An 18200-nucleotide genomic window follows, 5' to 3' on the forward strand; every position below is an offset into this window, starting at 1 on the left:
TGATAATCAATCGCACTATTAAGCTAACCTATGCCCCCTGAATTTGTACTCGATTTACAATCGGTAGAGTGTCGCCATGACGAGCAAATGGTGGTCGAAGGTATTAGCCTTCAATTAAAACCTGGCGAAAGCGCTTGCCTACTTGGCCCCAGCGGTTGTGGCAAAACCACCCTATTGCGTGCCATCGCTGGTTTAGAGCCCATTTATCAAGGCATCATCACTATTCACGATCAGGTGTGCTCCAGTCCAAGCGCGATGGTTCCACCAGAGAAGCGCCATTTAGGGTTAGTGTTTCAAGATCATGCTCTTTTCCCGCACTTATCGATTGCTGACAATGTTGGTTTCGGCCTGCGTGAATTATCACGCCATGCTAAAACCCAGCGTATCGAAGAATGTTTAGAGTTGGTCGGTTTAGCCGGTCTTGGGGAGCGCTTCCCGCACCAAATTTCAGGTGGCCAGCAGCAGCGAGTCGCGCTCGCCAGAACCATAGCGCCAAAACCTAAGCTGATTTTACTCGATGAACCCTTTTCGAGCTTGGATACTCATTTGCGCCGAGCACTGGCCCGCGAGCTAAAGCAGCTGCTAAAAGCTCAAGGCATAGCTTCGCTGTTGGTAACGCACGATCAACAAGAAGCCTTTGCCATGGCCGACTATATTGGCGTCATGCACCAAGGCCAGTTATTGCAATGGGATACTCCTTATAATTTGTACCATCAGCCCGCCGATCCGCAGATCGCCAGTTTTATTGGTGATGGCCATTTTATTAGCGGCGTAATTCACAAGGACATGAGTCAAGAAGAACACTCCGAAGATCAAACCCCCATTGTCAGTACGGTTTTGGGTGACTTTCCTATCGCTAATATCGATAACTATTCGTTTACCCATGGCGAAGCCAAGCCTGAGCATCACTCTTTGCCAGAGCAAACCCCTGGCCAATACCAATTTGCTGATCATGAGACGGTTTTAGTGTTGATGCGGCCTGACGATATTACCCCCAATCCTAGCTCCTCTCTGCGCGCTAGAGTGCTGCATAAGGTGTTTCGAGGGGCAATCATCGAATATGAGTTAGAACTCGCCAATAAAGAGGTTCTAAAGGCCCTTTTCGCCAGCCATCACGATTACCCTCTAACCCAAGATATAGGGCTAGATTTAGACGTTAAACACTTGATCGTGTATCCAAACCGCATTGAACTGTAAAATTTTCCGACACTGAAAAATAATTTTTAACGCTTGACAAAACGCCAGACCAAGCCGTTCAAGGCTTTGCGCCCTACTCAATTTTTCCCACAAATTATCCACAGCAAATTCCCCAAGATATGCTCTTGCCAAGGGCATAAAAACGCACTATCTTGTATCTGTGTCATTTTGTAACACCAGATATGGGTATTGTCGAGCATGAGTCCGAGAGTTTCAGTCAAGACGTTATGCTAACTTCTTGATCTTTCGTTACAAAATTCACAACAAGCTTCATTTTTGCTTAAAAAACAGCCTAATTATGCTGGCAGTAAACCAGCATAATAAAAGGATAAAATACCGCTCGCTAACCATATTGAGCAGCATTTAAAGTGGAAAAGCAAAGTGAAAAAGGTGAAGCCAAAAAAATGCAATCCTATAAAAAGCAAAGCTAAAGAGAGAGGTTCGCGGAGGAGCAATGGAAACAGAGGTTGGTAAAGAGGCTGGCAAAGTCACTGAAATGAATAAAGAGCATACTGCACCATTAAGCAGCAATCACCCTGAAATTCAGGCAACCAAGCCCGGGGAAATTCGCGTTATTCGACGCAATGGTAAGGTAACGCCTTATGAGGGGTCCAAAATCGAAGTAGCCATGACAAAAGCCTTCCTCGCAGTTGAAGGCGGCGCAGCAGCAGCTTCCGGTCGGGTACATGAAACGGTTAAAAAGCTAACGGAGATGATCACCGAAGCTTTCAAACGCCGGATGCCTGCAGGCGGCACGATCCACATTGAAGACATTCAAGATCAAGTGGAATTAGCTTTAATGCGTAATGGTGAGCAAAAAATTGCCCGCGCTTACGTTTTGTATCGCGAGCAAAGAGCTAAAGAGCGCGCCGAGCGTGATAGCGCTAAATTGGACGCTATTGTTGGCGATCACCAATATGTGGTCACGGTCGAAGACGGCTCTCAGCGACCGCTAGATGTGCAACGCTTGCATACGGTGGTATTGGAAGCCTGTAAAGATTTAGACGATGTGGATCCTGAAGCCATCATCAAAGAAACCATGCGCAACCTTTACGATGGCGTCGCTATTAAAGACGTTTATCAAGCCATGGTGATGACTGCACGAACCATGATCGAAAATGAGCCAAACTATACCTATGTTACTGCTCGCCTATTGATGGATTCGATCCGCACCGAAGCTTTGCAAGCCTTAGGCGTTGCCAAACGCGCGACCCAAGCGGAAATGGCCAACATCTACCCGCAAGCCTTTAAAGCTTACTTGCAACTTGGGGTAGAGCACGAATTGTTAAGCCCTGAATTGTTATCTTTCGACTTAGAGCGCCTAGCGGCTGCGATTAAGCCTGAGCGCGATATGCAGTTTACCTACCTTGGTATTCAAACCTTATACGATCGCTACTTTATCCATAAAGACGAAACCCGTATCGAATTGCCACAAGTATTCTGGATGCGTGTTTGTATGGGGCTTGCGGTACGCGAAGACGATCGCGAAGCAAGAGCTATCGAATTCTACAACAACCTATCGAGCTTCCACTATATGAGCTCGACGCCAACCTTGTTTAACTCAGGCACCTTGCGTCCACAGCTTTCTAGCTGCTACTTGACCAATGTTCCTGATGACTTAGACGGTATCTACAGCGCCATTAAAGACAATGCCCTTTTATCGAAATTTGCCGGCGGTCTTGGCAACGACTGGACGCCCGTACGCAGCCTTGGTGCCTACATCAAAGGCACTAACGGCAAGTCGCAAGGTGTTGTACCTTTCTTAAAAGTCGCCAACGATACTGCTGTTGCGGTTAACCAAGGCGGCAAGCGCAAAGGTGCAGTTTGTGCTTATTTAGAAACTTGGCACAGCGATATCGAAGAGTTCTTAGAACTGCGTAAAAACACTGGTGATGATCGCCGTCGTACCCACGATATGAATTCGGCTAACTGGGTTCCAGATCTATTTTTAAAGCGTGTCTCGATCGATGGCGAGTGGACGTTATTCAGCCCACACGAAGTACCGGATTTGCACGATCTATATGGGCAAGCGTTTGAAGAGCGTTACGAATACTACGAAGAGATGGCCAAATACGGCAAACTAAAAACTGCCAAGACCATCCAAGCCAAAGATCTATGGCGCAAAATGTTGTCCATGTTGTTCGAAACTGGCCACCCTTGGATCACCTTTAAAGATCCTTGTAACGTGCGTTCACCACAACAACACGCTGGCGTGGTTCACAGCTCTAACTTGTGTACCGAAATTACGCTGAATACTAAAGCGCGAGAAGAAATTGCGGTTTGTAACTTAGGCTCGGTTAACCTGCCTAAGCACATGAAAGATGGCAAGTTGGATTTGGAGCAACTGGAAAAAACCGTGACCACTTCGGTGCGTATGCTGGATAACGTGATTGATATCAATTTCTATCCCGTCGAAACGGCTAAAGCATCCAATATGCGTCATCGCCCTATCGGCCTTGGCATGATGGGCTTCCAAGATGCTTTGTATCTACAAAGCTTGCCTTATTCATCGGACGCAGCGGTTGAGTTTGCCGATCGCGCGATGGAAGCGATTTCTTACTACGCCATTCAGGCTTCGACCGATCTCGCCGAAGAGCGAGGTTCCTATGAAACCTATGAAGGTTCGCTATGGTCACAAGGTATTTTGCCCATTGACTCAGTGCAGAAACTAATTGACGAGCGCGGCAGTGATTTTATCGAAGTCGACCAAAGCCAAACTATGGATTGGGACGGACTGCGCGAACGCGTGACTACCGTCGGAATGCGTAACTCGAACGTGATGGCGATAGCCCCAACCGCAACCATCTCCAACATCACTGGCGTTTCTCAGTCGATTGAGCCGACTTACCAAAACTTGTATGTAAAATCGAACTTGTCAGGCGAATTCACGGTGGTGAACCCTTACATGGTGAACGAGCTTAAAGCCCGTAACTTGTGGGATAAAGTCATGGTTAATGATTTGAAATACTACGAAGGTAGCTTAACCCAAATCGACCGCATTCCTGATGAAGTGAAACATTTATTCTCGACTGCTTTTGAAATCGAGCCGAAGTGGCTCGTCGAAGCAGCCAGCCGTCGCCAAAAGTGGATTGACCAAGCACAATCGCTAAACCTCTACATGAGCGAACCTTCGGGTAAGAAACTGGATATGGTTTATCGCATGGCTTGGTTCCGTGGCTTAAAAACCACCTACTACTTGCGCTCACTGGGCGCCACCAGTACTGAAAAATCCACCATCAGCGATGGTAAATTGAACGCCGTAGCCGCAGCGCCAGTAGGCTCTGCTGCACCACAAGCCTGTTCGATTGACGACCCGGATTGTGAAGCTTGTCAGTAATCTTGGCTATAACAAGAATGACAACTTTATCGATTCGAAAATCGATCCAATAGGCTAAACCGTCCGCCTGGGCTTTTAACAGGCGGGCATAAAACAAAAGAGAAGTAGGCGCGACTAGTTATTAGTCACTAACGCCACGACAACAACGACAGTAAGCACAATAAAAAGTTAGGGGAGACGGTTCTCACTTTAGGGAACTCAAACAATTCTTGAGGGATTTTGTTTGAACTCTCCCCCTCTTTTTTAGCGCTAGTCATTAAATAATCGTAACTGAGGTAATTATGTTCAACTGGGACGACTACAACAAAGACGAACAGCCTGAAACTAAAACGTCAGCCAATCCAGAAGCTGCGCAACAGGCAATACAAGAAACAGTTTCGCAAGCAGAGACTAACGCTGCTCCTTCGGTAGAAGCAACCCCTGCGCCTACGGCGACCAAACCCCAAGCAAGTATCCAAGCTAGCAAGGAAACCAAAGCCGACTATTCCGGTATTGACGATCCAGTAGCTCGCGCCCAAGCCGGCTTAGAAAAGCTAGACGTAGCAGCAGGCTTAGAAGAGCTAGAAATGGGTGCACAGCGTATTCATGTTGATGATAAAAAAATGATCAACTGCCGCGCTGATTTGAATCAATTAGTACCTTTTAAATACGACTGGGCCTGGCAAAAATACCTTGATGGCTGTGCTAACCACTGGATGCCACAAGAAATTAACATGACTAAAGACGTCGCCACTTGGAAAGATCCCAATGGCTTGTCTGACGACGAACGTAAAATCGTAATGCGCTCACTGGGTTACTTCTCAACCGCCGACTCGTTAGTTGCCAATAACTTGGTATTAGCGATTTATCGCTTGATCACTAACCCTGAGTGTCGTCAATACATTTTGCGCCAAGCCTTCGAAGAAGCTATTCACACTCATGCTTACCAATATTGTGTGGAATCTTTAGGGATGGACGAGTCGGAAGTCTTCAATATGTACCGTGAAGTTCCCAGCATTGCCAAAAAAGCTGCTTGGAGCATCGAACACACTAAAGGAATTTCTAACCCCGCATTCCAAACAGGAACTCCAGAATCGGATCAAGAGTTGCTACGAAATCTCATCGGCTTCTACTGCGTAACCGAAGGCATCTTCTTCTACTGCGGCTTTACTCAAATTCTTTCAATGGGACGTCGTAACAAAATGACAGGTGTGGCCGAGCAATTCCAATACATTTTGCGCGACGAATCCATGCACCTTAACTTCGGTGTTGACGTGATTAACCAAATCAAATTGGAAAACCCACACCTATGGACTAATGAGTTCCAACAGGAAGTCATCCAAATGATTTTAGAAGGCACACAGCTAGAAATTGACTATGCCCGCGATACTATGCCACGCGGTGTTTTAGGCATGAATGCTAGCATGATGGAAGAATACCTACACTTCATCTGTAACCGCCGCCTCGCGCAGCTAGGCCTTCCAGAGCAATTCCAAGGTGTATCCAACCCATTCCCTTGGATGAGCGAAATCATGGACTTAAAGAAAGAGAAAAACTTCTTTGAAACTCGCGTCATCGAGTATCAAACGGGGGGAGCGCTATCTTGGGACTAACCCAATAACTAAACTAGAAGGGTTGAATAAACGATAGCACAAATAAGCGGCCAAGCTCGAAAGAGTTTGGCCGTTTTCTTATATTCTCGAAAATATCTTTTGTCGCAAAAACTGACTAAAGTAACTGTCATTACCGTTTAACTTTGTTACAAGTTAGCAAGGCAGTGTTGATGCAATTGAAATACACTGTATAGACGAATAAATAACCATTGGTCACTATGAATTTATTTAAACTAACCCTGCTATTAACCCTAGTGTTTACTAGTCAAATTATTCTTGCCGATAGTTATCTTTTTAAAAACACTAATCTTATCAGTATGAAATCTGATGCTGTTGATTCTAAACAAGACTTGCTGATAGTAAATGGTAAAATCAAAGCGATAGGTAAAACCGGCAGCTTGAAACTTCCCAAAACTGTCCATGTCATTGATGCCTCTAATCACTATTTAATGCCTGGGCTTGCCGAAATGCACGCTCATGTTTTGGGAGAGAGCAATATTCAGACGCGTGATCATTACCTGTACCTTTATTTGATCAATGGCGTCACGACTATTCGCGGTATGCTGGGTGAGCCCTCACATTTAAAATTGCGCGATAATCTAGCAACTAATAACACTCTCGGCCCGCGTCTAATCACTTCAGGGCCTTCTTTTAACGGTAACTCTATTCATTCGGTAAAACAGGCTAAGGAAAAGGTAAAGGCACAAGTTAACGCCGGTTATGACTTTCTAAAGCTGCATCCCGGATTGTCACGCGAGGAGTTTATTGCCATTGCCGATGAAGCTCATAGCCATAACATCACCTTTGGCGGTCATATTCCTGATGAGGTTGGGGTGGATTTGGCCTTAGCTAAAAAGCAAGCCACGATTGATCATTTAGACCAATTTTTTCGTCCTCTTTTTGCCGATATTCATCGCGACAAACAATCGCAAAACCAGCAGTTTTTTGGGATCAATTTCGTTGCCTATGTCGACTCTAATAAAATTGAAGCGTTCGCCAAACAATTTGCCAAGTCGGATTCATGGTTAGTTCCCACTGAAACTCTAATGGATAATTTGGCCAATGATGTTAGCGGTCAAGATTTAGCGGCACGGCCTGAAATGCAGTACGTTAGTGCACAAACCGTTAAGGACTGGATTGACGCGAAAGCAGGCTTTAATGCTCCTAAAACCATACGCCAAGATTTTTTGGACTACCGTGCGCTGTTATTAAAAGCCATTCAGCAACATCATGGAAAGATCCTATTAGGCTCTGATGCCCCGCAAATATTCAATGTACCAGGTTTTTCTATTCATCGAGAATTAAAACTGATGGTAGATAGGGGTCTAACGCCTTATCAAGCCCTAAAAACTGGAACCGTTAATGTTGCCAATTTTTTAAATCTCTCAGATCAAATAGGGACTTTAGAAGTAGGCAAAAATGCTGAAATGATAATGCTCAGCAACAACCCTTTGGACAAGATCGAAAACAGCTATAGCATTCAAGGCGTTTTCCACAACGGCATCTGGACAGATAAGCAAGCCATTTTGCAATACCTCAAAAACTATTTAGCCAAGCACGCTGAATAAATTAGTCGGTCCGCCCTTGCTGATTTTCTACAAACTGCAAAATCGGTACTTCGTTAATTAATAAATCTTCGATAGTGCCTTTACCCTTGCGGATTTTAACCGCGACATAAACTTGATCGTCACTATTTCGGCGAGTACGCTGGCGAACGTTGGTTTCGATGGCATAAGCTTTATTATCTGGCGCATAATAGCGGTCAAAAGGGATATTGATGTGGTATTGATCATTCGAGCTGCGATAGCGAACTTGTAGGCGCAAATAATCATTGCCATTTGATGGCGGCGCTAAAGTTAGACCACTAAACTTAGCAAAACCCTCTTGATCCTTTATCAATTTGGCATACACCCAGTCGTTGCGTTGTAATGGTGGCGAATCTTTTTCACCGTCCAACACAAAAGCATCCCGCTCAGCATCAAAACTCAAAGTTACATAGCGTCCGCGAAAAGGATCGTAGGGGTCTATAGGACGAATTTTAAACTTATAAAGCTCGCCATGTTTAAGAGTTTGCTGCTGTTCAGCAATCATATAGGCTGGTACAAATAGTTGCACTAGAAAGACAATAATAGCCGCGATTAACCAAATTTTTGGTTGCCATAATTTAGTCATCAAACCTTCAACTAGCTTATTCATCGGCGGCTCCTTCGGCTGACAGCTGCTTGTTATGCTGTCGGTTAAACCAGACATTGACTCCAATAAAGGCGCTACCAATAAAGATAAAAGCCATACCTTTACTAAAAATAGACAAGTCGCTATCAAAGAAACGCAATAAGATTAAGCCCGAGAGCCACAAAAGCCCAGCATTAAGTAATAAAGCTCTACCCTGCTCCACTGCGCGGATAATGATTAAACTGGCGGCGACTAGAATAAAAAGATTCATAACCACGCCAAGCCAAGGCAGCCAATTTAGCCATTGCGCAAACTCAAATAGAGCAATAATACCCACCAAACCTATCGCTGCTAGCAATAATTGATAAAGCTGCAAAGATTTACCATAACGAACGACTGCAAAGATTAAAAACGCTAATGCAACGAACAATAAAGCGGCGTCTAAATAGCTGTTAAAACCATCCGATATAGATCTTGTGCGATAGTACCAGCCTAGACCATAAGTGTTGTTTGAAAGTAGTAGACTAAAGCAACCAATGCCAATCGCGCCAAGGCTGACGAGTGGGTTCTTCCAGAAACCATGTTCATCAAACCCAAAAATTAACTTACCTGCTAAATAATAAACACTAGACATCAAAAGCAAGAAAATAAGAGGATAGAGGCTTATCAAGGATTGGCGCCAAATAGCACTGATGATTAATGCCATGGCAAAACCAAAAGCTGCTAACCAAGTGCTCCAATAAAAGCTCGCATTTCGTTCTCGTCGAAAGCTATATAGCCAATACGGCATTAAAGCCAAGAAAAAGAGCCAGTAAGGCTTACCCTGGAAGGTGCAAAGCCATACGATCAAAACCGTTGATAAAATGAGTACCATATTGGAGCGCATCAAATATATCAGTGGCAAACCAAGTAGCAACCAGCTCAACACAAAGCGCTCTAAATCACCGTAAATATGGTAGGTTTGCCCAATTAGGGCGATGCTCGCTGCCACTGCAAAAAAAACTAAGGTAGCAGCCGCTTCTCTCCAACCCACAGCAGTAAATTTTTTGCGGTAAACGTAAAAACAAAGAAGCTGCGCTAAGACTAATGGTAAGAACGAAAAAAGGGTTCGAGCAACCTTACCTAAATGTTCCCAATTATGAGCAAATAACAAAATGACACCGCCGCCGATAAGCAAAGCGCCAATGCTCGCTAAAATTGCGCTGGCTAAGGAACTTTTATGTTCCGGCAGCTGTTTTTGATACAAGCCATTGATGGTTTGTGCTTGTTGCTCATTGATAATGTTTTGCTCTAACCAATATTTACTTTGCTCAAGCAGCCAAGCTTGCTGTTCGGGACCAATACTTTTGTTTTGCATTAATATCTCAATCAAAGACTATCTAGTGACTCTACCATAAAGCCTATAACGCGCAAATTTTTAACTGCAAAGCTATGATTTTATTGCCTTTTATAAGCTAACAACAGGTCTAATTGGATTTTGATTAGTAGTTAGTTATAGTAAGAGTCTGATGTTTTTAAAGGATTAATTATGCTGCTTACTTTCGTCATTTCGCTCTTTTTAATTTTCCTTTGTGTAGCGGTTCATTACGAAGCCTTACACCGCTTCGACGACATCAGCGATAAATTAGCGCTAAAAGGACGTATTAAAGTTGGAGCAGGTTCCGTGTTGGCAATCGCCGCCCATACCGTTGAAGTTTGGTTATTTGGTATTGCTCATTATTTCTTAGTCAACAATACCAGCGATAACTTTATTATGCACAGTAGTGGCAAAGCCGCTCACGGTTTTATGGAATCCATTTACTTCTCCTTTATCTCCTACACCAGCCTAGGCTATGGCGATCTAGTCCCCGAAGGTCCAATCCGTTTCATGGTAGGTACCGAGTGTTTATTAGGACTGGTTCTGATTGCTTGGACCGCCTCTTTTCTGTACCTAAAAATGGAACGTTATTGGAAAGTAAGTGATTAATCCGGAATCTTGCTGATCCGCTCAATAAAAAGGTGGTTGCCAAAACCGAATTTGGCGTCTTGAGCAAAAGAGGTTAGCAAGTCTTCCGCTTCGCCTAACTTTAGATAAAATACTTCTGAATTTTCTTCCGAGTCGGACTTAACAATAGAAAATTGATAACTGCGCTTTAAAGCTTCCAATCGAGAATTGAAACTTTTTTCTGCCTGATTTTTGATCACGATAAACATCTTAAATACCTCCATTTTGAATATTTCATGGTTACAAGCTAGATGATTACCGAAGTTAGAACTGTATCAGGTTCGGCGGTCCCGCTACCTTAGCAAATACTTGCCTTAGGCCGGTGACTTTGCGTCAATGGCTTTCGCCACTTTTGCCGTTTCGTCTAAACTTGTTAAGCTCATACTAGCAAATTTGAACTAATTCACAATATTGGCGTATTCTTGTTTGTATTATTTTACAAGCAACAGCCAGCAATCGATGGTAAACTATTGATATTTATAAACTTTATTGTACTGCTGTTATTTTGGGCTTAATATTTAACGCTACTGAGCAGCTTCAGAAACTGTTTGCAAACACTCAAAATATGACGCAACTCACACAAAAAAAGACATTTTTTGTCACTCCAAGTGCAGCTTTAGAGATGTCAATCCGCAAGAATTTAAGGTGCGAACCAGAATTTAGGTTCGACTTGCTATTAGGCAGCTTTTTTTGTGTAAACACTAATAATCGCCAAACTTTAGCTATGAAATTCAATTTTTAAGCATAAAAAAGGCCCGCTTAGGGGAGCGGGCCAACTCACAATCTCCGTATTAGCTACCCCTCTGACAAGATAGCTTAGGAGAACAATGAACACTTTCATTACAACTGGCTAACACCTTGTTTTCAAAGGGCAAATGTAAAAGATTTGTAAAATGGATAGATAGTGTCAATAAACTTTACGAAACACCTTTCATCAAGCAAGATTTTGAGGCAAAAAGTCCTCGCCATAAAAAAAGCCCTTAGGATTAAGGGCTTCTTCTAGGGTAAATCGGCTTGCTTAAGCGAAATTACTCGCAGCAAAATCCCAGTTAACCAGTTCCCAGAAGTGGTTCAAGTACTCAGGGCGTGCATTGCGATAATCTACATAGTAGGCATGCTCCCAAACATCAACCGTTAACAGTGGCGTCATACCCGCTTCAGTTAATGGAGTCGCTGCATTGCTGGTGTTAACAATTTCCAAGTCGCCAGCAGCATTTTTACACAACCAAGTCCAGCCAGAGCCGAAGTTACCAATAGCACTAGCGGTAAATTTTTCTTTAAAATCAGCAAATGAACCAAATGCAGCATTAATCGCATCAGCTAAAGCGCCGCTCGCTTCGCCACCACCATTTGGGCTTAGGCTGTGCCAATAGAAAGTGTGGTTCCAAACTTGTGCCGCATTGTTAAATACGCCGCCTTCTGAAGTACGGATAATCTCTTCAAGGCTCATGTCTGCCATGTCAGTGCCATCGATCAGCTTGTTTAGGTTAACCACGTATGCATTGTGGTGTTTGCCATAATGATAGTTAATGGTTTCTTCAGAAATGTGGGGGGCTAAGGCATCACGCTCGTAGGGTAATGCTGGAAGTTCAAAAGCCATTTTCATGCTCCTATAAATAATGACGAAATAAATGACGCTAATCTAAAGCCCCAAATTCTAACATGAAGCCCCAAGCTTCCCAATAGGATTGACTTATCTAAATGATTGAAATGTTAAATGTAAACTTGTGTCAGATCCCTAAAAATCGGTATTATTAACTGGTAGGATCTTTTTACCGTAAAGTAAAACAAACAAGATTTGCAGTAAAAAGCAGGAGGGAACGGACTATGGACACACAAATGGAGTCACAACCAACGCCAAAGCCACCAAAAATGTTATTGGACTGGTCAGCGGTAGTTTGGGCGGGTGTTATCACTGGCGTATTAAGCTTACCCCTACTGTTTTTTGTACTTCCTGCTCTAATCAACCTCGACACCAGTAGCATTATCCAGTATTGGGCTTCGATGTTGCTCGGAAGCTCCGTGATTAGCGTTCCTGCCAGCTTCTCCATCGGCCACCTATTGGTCGCTATCGTCACTCATGTCGCGCTAACTTTATTATTAACCACCATTATCGCCAGCATTTTTCATCGCTTTGGAACCTTGATTGGGATCACTGGTGGCGCTTTAGTGGGACTTGCTTACTACCTTATTAACATCTACAGCATGACCTATTTCTTTAGCTGGATGTATTTATTCGAAGGAGCTGCATTCCTACTATTTAATATGCTGATTGGCGGCATGGCAGGATTTTTCTACGAATCCTTAGAAATTGAACAGTGGCAAGACTCTGAAAAGTTCCAACTGAGCTCTTTTGGAACCCATTAACGTGATTTTAACGGACTAAAGGACGCAGGATGCGAATAGGCAATCGCCGCTTTGGACATAAAGCATTCCCACTGAGAAACGCCGGCTTAAGAGGCGCTGGGAAAATTCGTTTAATTATCGCGCTAGCGGTCGGCGGCTTTGCGCTCTTATCCTATTGCTCTTCTGCCAGCTATAACCCAGTCACTGGGGAAAAACAGTATTTAAGCATGACTCCAAGCCAAGAGATCGCGATGGGCTTGCAGGCGGTCGAGCAAATGGCTGCGCGGCATGGCGGCTTGCACCCTGATCCGAGGTTGCAAGAATTTCTCGATTCCGTTTGCTGGCAGATTATTCGCAACAGCCAAGCTGCTGAAACCCAATGGCAGTTTGAATGTCACTTGCTAAGCGATGCCAGCGTAGTCAACGCCTTTGCCTTACCTGGCGGTCAGATGTTTATTACTTACGCCCTGTTTCGTCAATTAGAAACCGAAGGACAGTTAGCTGGCGTGATGGCGCATGAAATTGGCCACGTTGTGGCGAGACATTCAGCTCAACGGATGGCCAAATCTCAGCTAACTCAGGGTATTATACAAGCGGTCATCATGGGCACAGAGTCCGGCGGCATGGGGCAAATGGCTGGTATGGTCGGCAATATGGTCAATATGCAATATGGCCGCGAGGATGAGCTGGAATCAGACTCCATTGGGGTTATGCTGATGGCGCAATCGGGCTATGATCCTAATGCTTTGAAAGGCGTGATGAAAATCCTAGCGGCCGCGAGCCAAGGTCGCTCAGCACCAGAATTTTTTAGTACTCACCCTAATCCGGAAAATCGTATTGAAAAAATAGATAAGGCCATTCAAAGTCAATTCCCAGAAGGACTTCCCAACAATTTAAAGCCTTAAGTTGTATTCTAGCTGACAAAACTAGACAAATTTTTAAGGATTGCGCTGGTGACTTATCCTTAGATCCCCTATGATTGTTAACCAACAAAAATACAACAATCAACCACTCTACTGATAACAACACTTTATGAAAACATTAGTTCTTATCTGCGCCTTTATTAGCGGCTTTTGCATTATGACGGTGGAACTGCTTGGCGGTAAAATTCTCTCACCCTACTTTGGTGGTAGCGTTTACGTTTGGGGCAGTATTATCACCGTTTTTATGCTCGCTCTTTCCATTGGTTATTTACTCGGCGGCAAGCTATCGCTACAACAGCCTTCCACCCAAAAATACGGCAGTCTCTTTATCGCCGCCGCAATCACCATAGTGCCATTAATTTTAGGCCACGAAGCTTTATCCGACTGGGTTTTCGAAAGAATTGATGATCCTCGCTATGGCTCACTAATCTCTTCTGTTGTGTTGTTTTTAATCCCAACCACTATTTTAGGCATGATAGCGCCTTACTCCGTTCGTTTATTGGTTTCTTCAACCGAGTCTAGCGGCCAAACCGCCGGCTTTTTATACTTTGTTTCAACCTTAGGCAGCGCCCTTGGAACCTTGGCAACTTCTTTTTATTTGGTACTCTGGTTTGAAATTGATTCGGTGTTATATGGCGTCGCTGTTACTTTATTAGCTGCGGGCTTGGTGGCCTTTTTATTTCCCAAAAAAGCCGTGCGACTCAATTAAAGAAGGTTTTAGTTAATGAAAAATTCGCTAGTTTTGATACCGCTAATGATCCTAACTGTTTTGACTATGGCCATGCCCGCCAGCGAACTGCAGGCAAAAACTCTCGAACAAAAGCGCTCTCTGTACCAAAACGTTTATGTGATTGAAGAGCAAAATTTGCGCTGTATGCGCTTTCGCAAAAAAAATAAGCACGATTTAAATCAATCCTGTGTTTATTTATCCAAGCCAAAAGAATTAGTGTTCACCTATTACAAACAAGCCTTGGGAACCACCTTTTTCTTAGAGCAGCCGAAAAATATTTTAATCATTGGTTTAGGTGGCGGTATTCTAGCCAATACCTTTGGCGAAATTTATCCTCAGGCGCACATCACCTCGGTAGAAATCGATCAGGTGGTGGCGGATATGGCCGCTAAGTATTTTGACTATGATGATTCAGTTGAGACTAAAGAAACACACGTTAGAGATGGTCGTGTTTTTGTCAAAAGAGCGATAAAAAAAGGTCTGAAATACGATTTAATTCTGCTTGATGCCTTTAACAGTGATTATATTCCAGAGCACATGATGACCAAAGAGTATCTGCAAGAGGTCAAACAATTAGCATCCAAAAATGGCATTATTATGGCCAATACTTTTAGTAGTAGTGAGCTTTTTGATCATGAGTCAGCAACCTACTATGAGGTGTTTGGCGATATGTACCAAATTAGTTTTTACCAAGGCAAAACCAATCGCGTGATTATCGTCAGTAACGAGCCGCTGCCGAACAAAAACCGTCTAGCGCAAAAAGCCCAACAAATGAAAGCAACCTTACAGCAATACGGAGTTGACGCAGAGCAAATACATCAAGCGCTAACCAAAGACGTCAATTGGGATACCGAAGCAAAAGTACTAACCGATCAGTATTCTCCTGCGAACCTGTTAAAGTCACGTTAACGCTCTGACTCCGAAGAGTCTTGTTGCTCTAAATCTATTCCTTTAGCCTTAGCTCGGCTTAACCATTTACGCCGAGCCAGTTGCTGCATATCGTCGACGCGATCCACTTCGTCCATAATTTCAATACCGAGTAAGGTTTCCAGCAAATCTTCCATCGTCACCAAACCTTCGGTAGCACCATATTCATCCACAATCAGAGCCAAATGTTGCTTACGTTCAGCTAACAGCTCGAGCAGTTCATAAAGCTTTTTTGAGGCAAAAACGCAAGTAATCTCACGCCTTAAGTCACTCAAAGGCTGCTCACCCTTATCAGTACTGGCATGGGAAAAAATATCATCTTTTAGCACTAAGCCGCTAACACTATCGATACTCTCCTCAAACAAAGGAAATCGCGAAAAAGGCTCTTTAATCGCAATATCGTAGGCTTGATTTATGGTTAGCTCTTGATTTAAACCACTGATCACGGTTCTTGGCGTCATAATGTCTTTGGCAGTAAAGGTGCCAAATTCAAAAAGTTGCTTAAAAATACGGGATTCGTAATCTTCGATATCACCCGCCTTTTCACCAACACGCGCCATTGCCACAAATTCATCACGGCTGAAAATATCGCCGCCCTTATCTTTCGCGATAAGCTTGGTGACCTTTTCCGAGAGCCAAATCAAGGGATACAACACAATGATTAGCCAATTGATAAAACGTGCCACCGCAGGCGCTAATGGTTTCCAATAAATAGCGCCAATGGTTTTAGGTACTATTTCAGACAACAACAATATTGCCAGCGTCATCAGAGCCGAAAAGACACCAATCCAAGCGCTACCAAACACCTGCGCCGCCTTGGCTCCCGCCACAATAGCGCCAACCGTATGGGCAATAGTGTTTAAGGTTAATATCGCGGCTAACGATTGATCGATTTTATCAATACGAATGCTGGCTAAAAGTTTGGCTTGTTTAGGATTATCGATTTTATGGTTTTCAATATAAGCAGGATTGATGCTTAACAAAACGGCTTCAGCAATTGAGCATAAAAAGGATACGCCTACTGATAGCAGAATAAATAGAACCAGCAAGTATATATCGCTGCTGTTATAGGTAGTAACTGGAGTAGCTAACGCCGTTGACGAGAAAAAGTTCAATCCGCTAAAGATAAAAATATTTATGACGAAATTCTCTTATGGCTTTGATACTATTAATATAGCAAAATATCATGGATTTATAAATTAACGACAAGAATAATTCAGGAGTTTAAATGAGCACTTTTCGTTGCCCAGAATGTAAGGCTAGCGCCCTTTCAAAAGCTAAGATGTATTTTCAAGCTTTGTTCCCCAGATATTTTCACTGCCCGAATTGCCATACTGCTTTAACATTCAAACGTAACCCTGACGACCGCTTAATTAGTGCTTTATTGCCCGAGTTTATTTTCGCCAATTTAGCTTTGTTCGCATTTATCTATTTTGACAGCATAACCGCTACTATCGCTACCTTCTTCATATTCATGCTGTTCAAAGCACTGTACATATATCTTGGCGGCTTTAAAGAAGATGAGAAACTAAACTAGTTAAAGGAAAACAGGCTAAAAGCTAAGACATCTATTTCTAAACAGTCTCAACGAAAAATTAGTAAATTTAGAATTTGGGTTTATTCCGTTCTTGCCACTCCCTCTGCTGCTGTTTAACCAGCTTATAGGCTTGAATAATTTGTTTATGAAATGGGATCATTAAAACAATACCCAACACTATCATAACCCAGGGATAATAAGGCCAGCTTATTATGTCGGTTAAAAAACCAGCGCCAGTTTCATGAATACTGTAGATCTCATAAGCCGCAAACATAATTAACGCCATGCCTAAAATATTCAAGATCATTGCTAGCGGCGATAACTTAAACGCTGCTTGTGGCTGACTTTTATTGTCTAGTGAGCTCATTCGATAAACCCCTGTTCTTTCATCCAATCGTCGTTATACATTTTCGACAAATAACGATTGCCAGTATCGCACACCAAGGTCACTACACGTTTCGGCTCGGTTTGTTCTTGGCAATATTTAAGCGCCGCAGCCAGTAAGGTTCCGGTAGAGGAGCCGCCCATCACAGCTTCTTTAAGCATCAGATCGCGTGCTACGGCCAAAGCCTCTTTGTCAGAAACGTAATAAGCTTTATCGAATAGTTTCATGTCGCAAATATCGGGAATAAAATCTTCGCCAATACCTTCGACTAGCCAAGATCCGGCTTCGACCATTTCACCCGTTTTATGGTAATGCGCCAAAATTGATCCTTCTGGATCTGCCAATACCATTTCAAGATTGGGGTTTTGCTGTTTAAGGTAACGTCCTATACCGGTTACGGTGCCACCTGAGCCAACCCCAACCACCATTGCATCAATCTTGCCACCCATCTGTTGCCAGATTTCAGGGCCGGTGGTTTCGAAATGTGCTTTAAAGTTATCCGGATTGCCGAACTGATTGATGTAATACCAACCGTTTTCTTGAGCCAAACGCTGCGCCATATCTTGGTAGTATTCTGGATGTCCTTTCATCACATCGGAGCGAGTCCACATCACTTCCGCGCCAAGTGCTTTGAGGTTATAAGCTTTCTCGATACTCATCTTGTCGGGTAGGACGATTTTCAGCTTGTAGCCCTTTTGGGCGGCGACTAAAGCCAAGCCTAAACCGGTGTTGCCCGCGGTAGCCTCGATTAAGGTATCGCCGGGCTTAATATCACCGCGCGCTTCAGCCGAGTTGATCATGCTGACCGCGATTCGATCTTTTATCGACCCACCAGGATTTTGCGATTCCAATTTACCGAATAACTGGCAAACGCCTGCATCGAGCTTAGAAAATTCAACCATTGGCGTCTCGCCAATCATTTCCAGTACATTATTATAAACTTTCATTAGAAACTGCTAATTTAGCCTGTTTTTATAGGACTTTTAAGAAAGGCGCTACTTTAGCATAAAGCCGCCGTGGTCGTCCTCAGAAATAGCTAAAAAGATCTGCTCCAACCAGTTTAAGCTAAA

The 18200-nt window shown here is 43.5% G+C and carries 15 protein-coding genes, 1 pseudogene and 1 riboswitch; of the genes and pseudogenes, 9 read left to right on the forward strand and 7 right to left on the reverse strand.

Going from position 1 to position 18200, the window contains the following annotated elements:
- The first annotated feature begins 30 nt into the window (after positions 1–30).
- The 4 genes from NFS34_RS00195 (at position 31) to NFS34_RS00210 (ending at position 7694) form a co-directional block, all read left to right on the forward strand.
- Complete coding sequence (locus tag NFS34_RS00195) at positions 31–1197, forward strand: ABC transporter ATP-binding protein (RefSeq protein ID WP_251357819.1); 1167 nt, start codon at positions 31–33, stop codon at positions 1195–1197.
- A gap of 454 nt (positions 1198–1651) precedes the next feature.
- Positions 1652–4534, forward strand: a complete 2883-nt coding sequence (locus NFS34_RS00200) for a ribonucleoside-diphosphate reductase subunit alpha (protein ID WP_251357820.1) — start codon at positions 1652–1654, stop codon at positions 4532–4534.
- Between the two features lie 281 nt (positions 4535–4815).
- Entirely contained in the window at positions 4816–6126 is a 1311-nt protein-coding gene (locus NFS34_RS00205) for a ribonucleotide-diphosphate reductase subunit beta (RefSeq protein ID WP_251357821.1), read from the forward strand.
- Between the two features lie 218 nt (positions 6127–6344).
- Complete coding sequence (locus NFS34_RS00210) at positions 6345–7694, forward strand: amidohydrolase family protein (RefSeq protein ID WP_251357822.1); 1350 nt, start codon at positions 6345–6347, stop codon at positions 7692–7694.
- Between the two features lies 1 nt (position 7695).
- Here the strand turns inward: NFS34_RS00210 and NFS34_RS00215 are convergent, their stop codons facing one another.
- Together NFS34_RS00215 and NFS34_RS00220 are read right to left on the reverse strand one after the other, a co-directional pair.
- The gene (locus NFS34_RS00215) at positions 7696–8322 is read right to left on the reverse strand and encodes a GDYXXLXY domain-containing protein (RefSeq protein WP_251357823.1); all 627 of its coding nucleotides are present in this window, start codon (positions 8320–8322) and stop codon (positions 7696–7698) included.
- Positions 8315–9655 (reverse strand): DUF2157 domain-containing protein, encoded by a 1341-nt coding sequence (locus tag NFS34_RS00220; protein WP_251357824.1) that lies wholly within the window; start codon positions 9653–9655, stop codon positions 8315–8317. Before NFS34_RS00220 ends, NFS34_RS00215 begins: the two co-directional genes overlap by 8 nt.
- A gap of 171 nt (positions 9656–9826) precedes the next feature.
- Between NFS34_RS00220 and NFS34_RS00225 the strand changes: the two genes are divergently transcribed.
- Complete coding sequence (locus tag NFS34_RS00225) at positions 9827–10264, forward strand: potassium channel family protein (RefSeq protein WP_251357825.1); 438 nt, start codon at positions 9827–9829, stop codon at positions 10262–10264.
- On the opposite strand, the gene NFS34_RS00230 is transcribed toward NFS34_RS00225, so the two are convergent.
- The gene (locus tag NFS34_RS00230; protein WP_251357826.1) at positions 10261–10491 is read right to left on the reverse strand and encodes a hypothetical protein; all 231 of its coding nucleotides are present in this window, start codon (positions 10489–10491) and stop codon (positions 10261–10263) included. The two genes, NFS34_RS00225 and NFS34_RS00230, sit on opposite strands and share 4 nt — an antisense overlap.
- 71 nt (positions 10492–10562) lie before the next feature.
- A riboswitch (cyclic di-GMP riboswitch) is annotated at positions 10563–10649 on the reverse strand.
- A gap of 651 nt (positions 10650–11300) precedes the next feature.
- Positions 11301–11882 carry a superoxide dismutase [Fe] gene (gene sodB, locus NFS34_RS00235; RefSeq protein WP_251357827.1) on the reverse strand — a complete coding sequence of 194 codons (582 nt, stop codon included), beginning with the start codon at positions 11880–11882 and terminating at the stop codon, positions 11301–11303.
- 227 nt (positions 11883–12109) lie between these two features.
- On the opposite strand from sodB, the gene NFS34_RS00240 reads away from it, so the two are divergent.
- From NFS34_RS00240 to NFS34_RS11560, 3 genes and pseudogenes are all read left to right on the forward strand, one after another.
- Positions 12110–12649, forward strand: coding sequence for a hypothetical protein (locus tag NFS34_RS00240; protein ID WP_251357828.1), 540 nt, complete (start codon positions 12110–12112; stop codon positions 12647–12649).
- Positions 12650–12678: 29 nt separating this feature from the next.
- Positions 12679–13533, forward strand: a complete 855-nt coding sequence (locus NFS34_RS00245; RefSeq protein ID WP_251357829.1) for a M48 family metallopeptidase — start codon at positions 12679–12681, stop codon at positions 13531–13533.
- 127 nt (positions 13534–13660) lie between these two features.
- Positions 13661–15190: pseudogene (locus NFS34_RS11560) on the forward strand (fused MFS/spermidine synthase).
- On the opposite strand, the gene NFS34_RS00260 reads toward NFS34_RS11560, so the two are convergent.
- Positions 15187–16257, reverse strand: a complete 1071-nt coding sequence (locus NFS34_RS00260; RefSeq protein ID WP_251357832.1) for a CNNM domain-containing protein — start codon at positions 16255–16257, stop codon at positions 15187–15189. The pseudogene NFS34_RS11560 and the gene NFS34_RS00260 sit on opposite strands and share 4 nt — an antisense overlap.
- 179 nt (positions 16258–16436) lie before the next feature.
- Here NFS34_RS00260 and NFS34_RS00265 point away from each other — a divergent pair, with 179 nt between their 5' ends.
- Positions 16437–16745 (forward strand): hypothetical protein, encoded by a 309-nt coding sequence (locus tag NFS34_RS00265; RefSeq protein ID WP_251357833.1) that lies wholly within the window; start codon positions 16437–16439, stop codon positions 16743–16745.
- 67 nt (positions 16746–16812) lie between these two features.
- Here NFS34_RS00265 and NFS34_RS00270 read toward each other — a convergent pair whose 3' ends face one another.
- Positions 16813–17112 (reverse strand): hypothetical protein, encoded by a 300-nt coding sequence (locus tag NFS34_RS00270; protein WP_251357834.1) that lies wholly within the window; start codon positions 17110–17112, stop codon positions 16813–16815.
- Positions 17109–18077, reverse strand: a complete 969-nt coding sequence (locus tag NFS34_RS00275) for a PLP-dependent cysteine synthase family protein (RefSeq protein ID WP_251357835.1) — start codon at positions 18075–18077, stop codon at positions 17109–17111. Before NFS34_RS00275 ends, NFS34_RS00270 begins: the two co-directional genes overlap by 4 nt.
- Positions 18078–18200: the final 123 nt, after the last annotated feature.

Origin of the sequence: Kangiella sp. TOML190 (genome assembly GCF_023706045.1) — a bacterium.
Classification (GTDB): domain Bacteria; phylum Pseudomonadota; class Gammaproteobacteria; order Enterobacterales; family Kangiellaceae; genus Kangiella.

Excerpts from the sequence above, each read along its gene's own strand:
- NFS34_RS00205 (WP_251357821.1), top strand. The coding sequence starts at position 4,816 with ATGTTCAACTGGGACGACTACAACAAAGACGAACAGCCTGAAACTAAA.
- NFS34_RS00245 (WP_251357829.1), top strand. The coding sequence starts at position 12,679 with ATGCGAATAGGCAATCGCCGCTTTGGACATAAAGCATTCCCACTGAGA.
- NFS34_RS00210 (WP_251357822.1), top strand. The coding sequence starts at position 6,345 with ATGAATTTATTTAAACTAACCCTGCTATTAACCCTAGTGTTTACTAGT.
- NFS34_RS00265 (WP_251357833.1), top strand. The coding sequence starts at position 16,437 with ATGAGCACTTTTCGTTGCCCAGAATGTAAGGCTAGCGCCCTTTCAAAA.
- NFS34_RS00225 (WP_251357825.1), top strand. The coding sequence starts at position 9,827 with ATGCTGCTTACTTTCGTCATTTCGCTCTTTTTAATTTTCCTTTGTGTA.
- NFS34_RS00195 (WP_251357819.1), top strand. The coding sequence starts at position 31 with ATGCCCCCTGAATTTGTACTCGATTTACAATCGGTAGAGTGTCGCCAT.
- NFS34_RS00200 (WP_251357820.1), top strand. The coding sequence starts at position 1,652 with ATGGAAACAGAGGTTGGTAAAGAGGCTGGCAAAGTCACTGAAATGAAT.
- NFS34_RS00220 (WP_251357824.1), bottom strand. The coding sequence starts at position 9,655 with ATGCAAAACAAAAGTATTGGTCCCGAACAGCAAGCTTGGCTGCTTGAG.
- NFS34_RS00230 (WP_251357826.1), bottom strand. The coding sequence starts at position 10,491 with ATGTTTATCGTGATCAAAAATCAGGCAGAAAAAAGTTTCAATTCTCGA.
- NFS34_RS00275 (WP_251357835.1), bottom strand. The coding sequence starts at position 18,077 with ATGAAAGTTTATAATAATGTACTGGAAATGATTGGCGAGACGCCAATG.
- sodB (WP_251357827.1), bottom strand. The coding sequence starts at position 11,882 with ATGGCTTTTGAACTTCCAGCATTACCCTACGAGCGTGATGCCTTAGCC.
- NFS34_RS00270 (WP_251357834.1), bottom strand. The coding sequence starts at position 17,112 with ATGAGCTCACTAGACAATAAAAGTCAGCCACAAGCAGCGTTTAAGTTA.
- NFS34_RS00215 (WP_251357823.1), bottom strand. The coding sequence starts at position 8,322 with ATGAATAAGCTAGTTGAAGGTTTGATGACTAAATTATGGCAACCAAAA.
- NFS34_RS00240 (WP_251357828.1), top strand. The coding sequence starts at position 12,110 with ATGGACACACAAATGGAGTCACAACCAACGCCAAAGCCACCAAAAATG.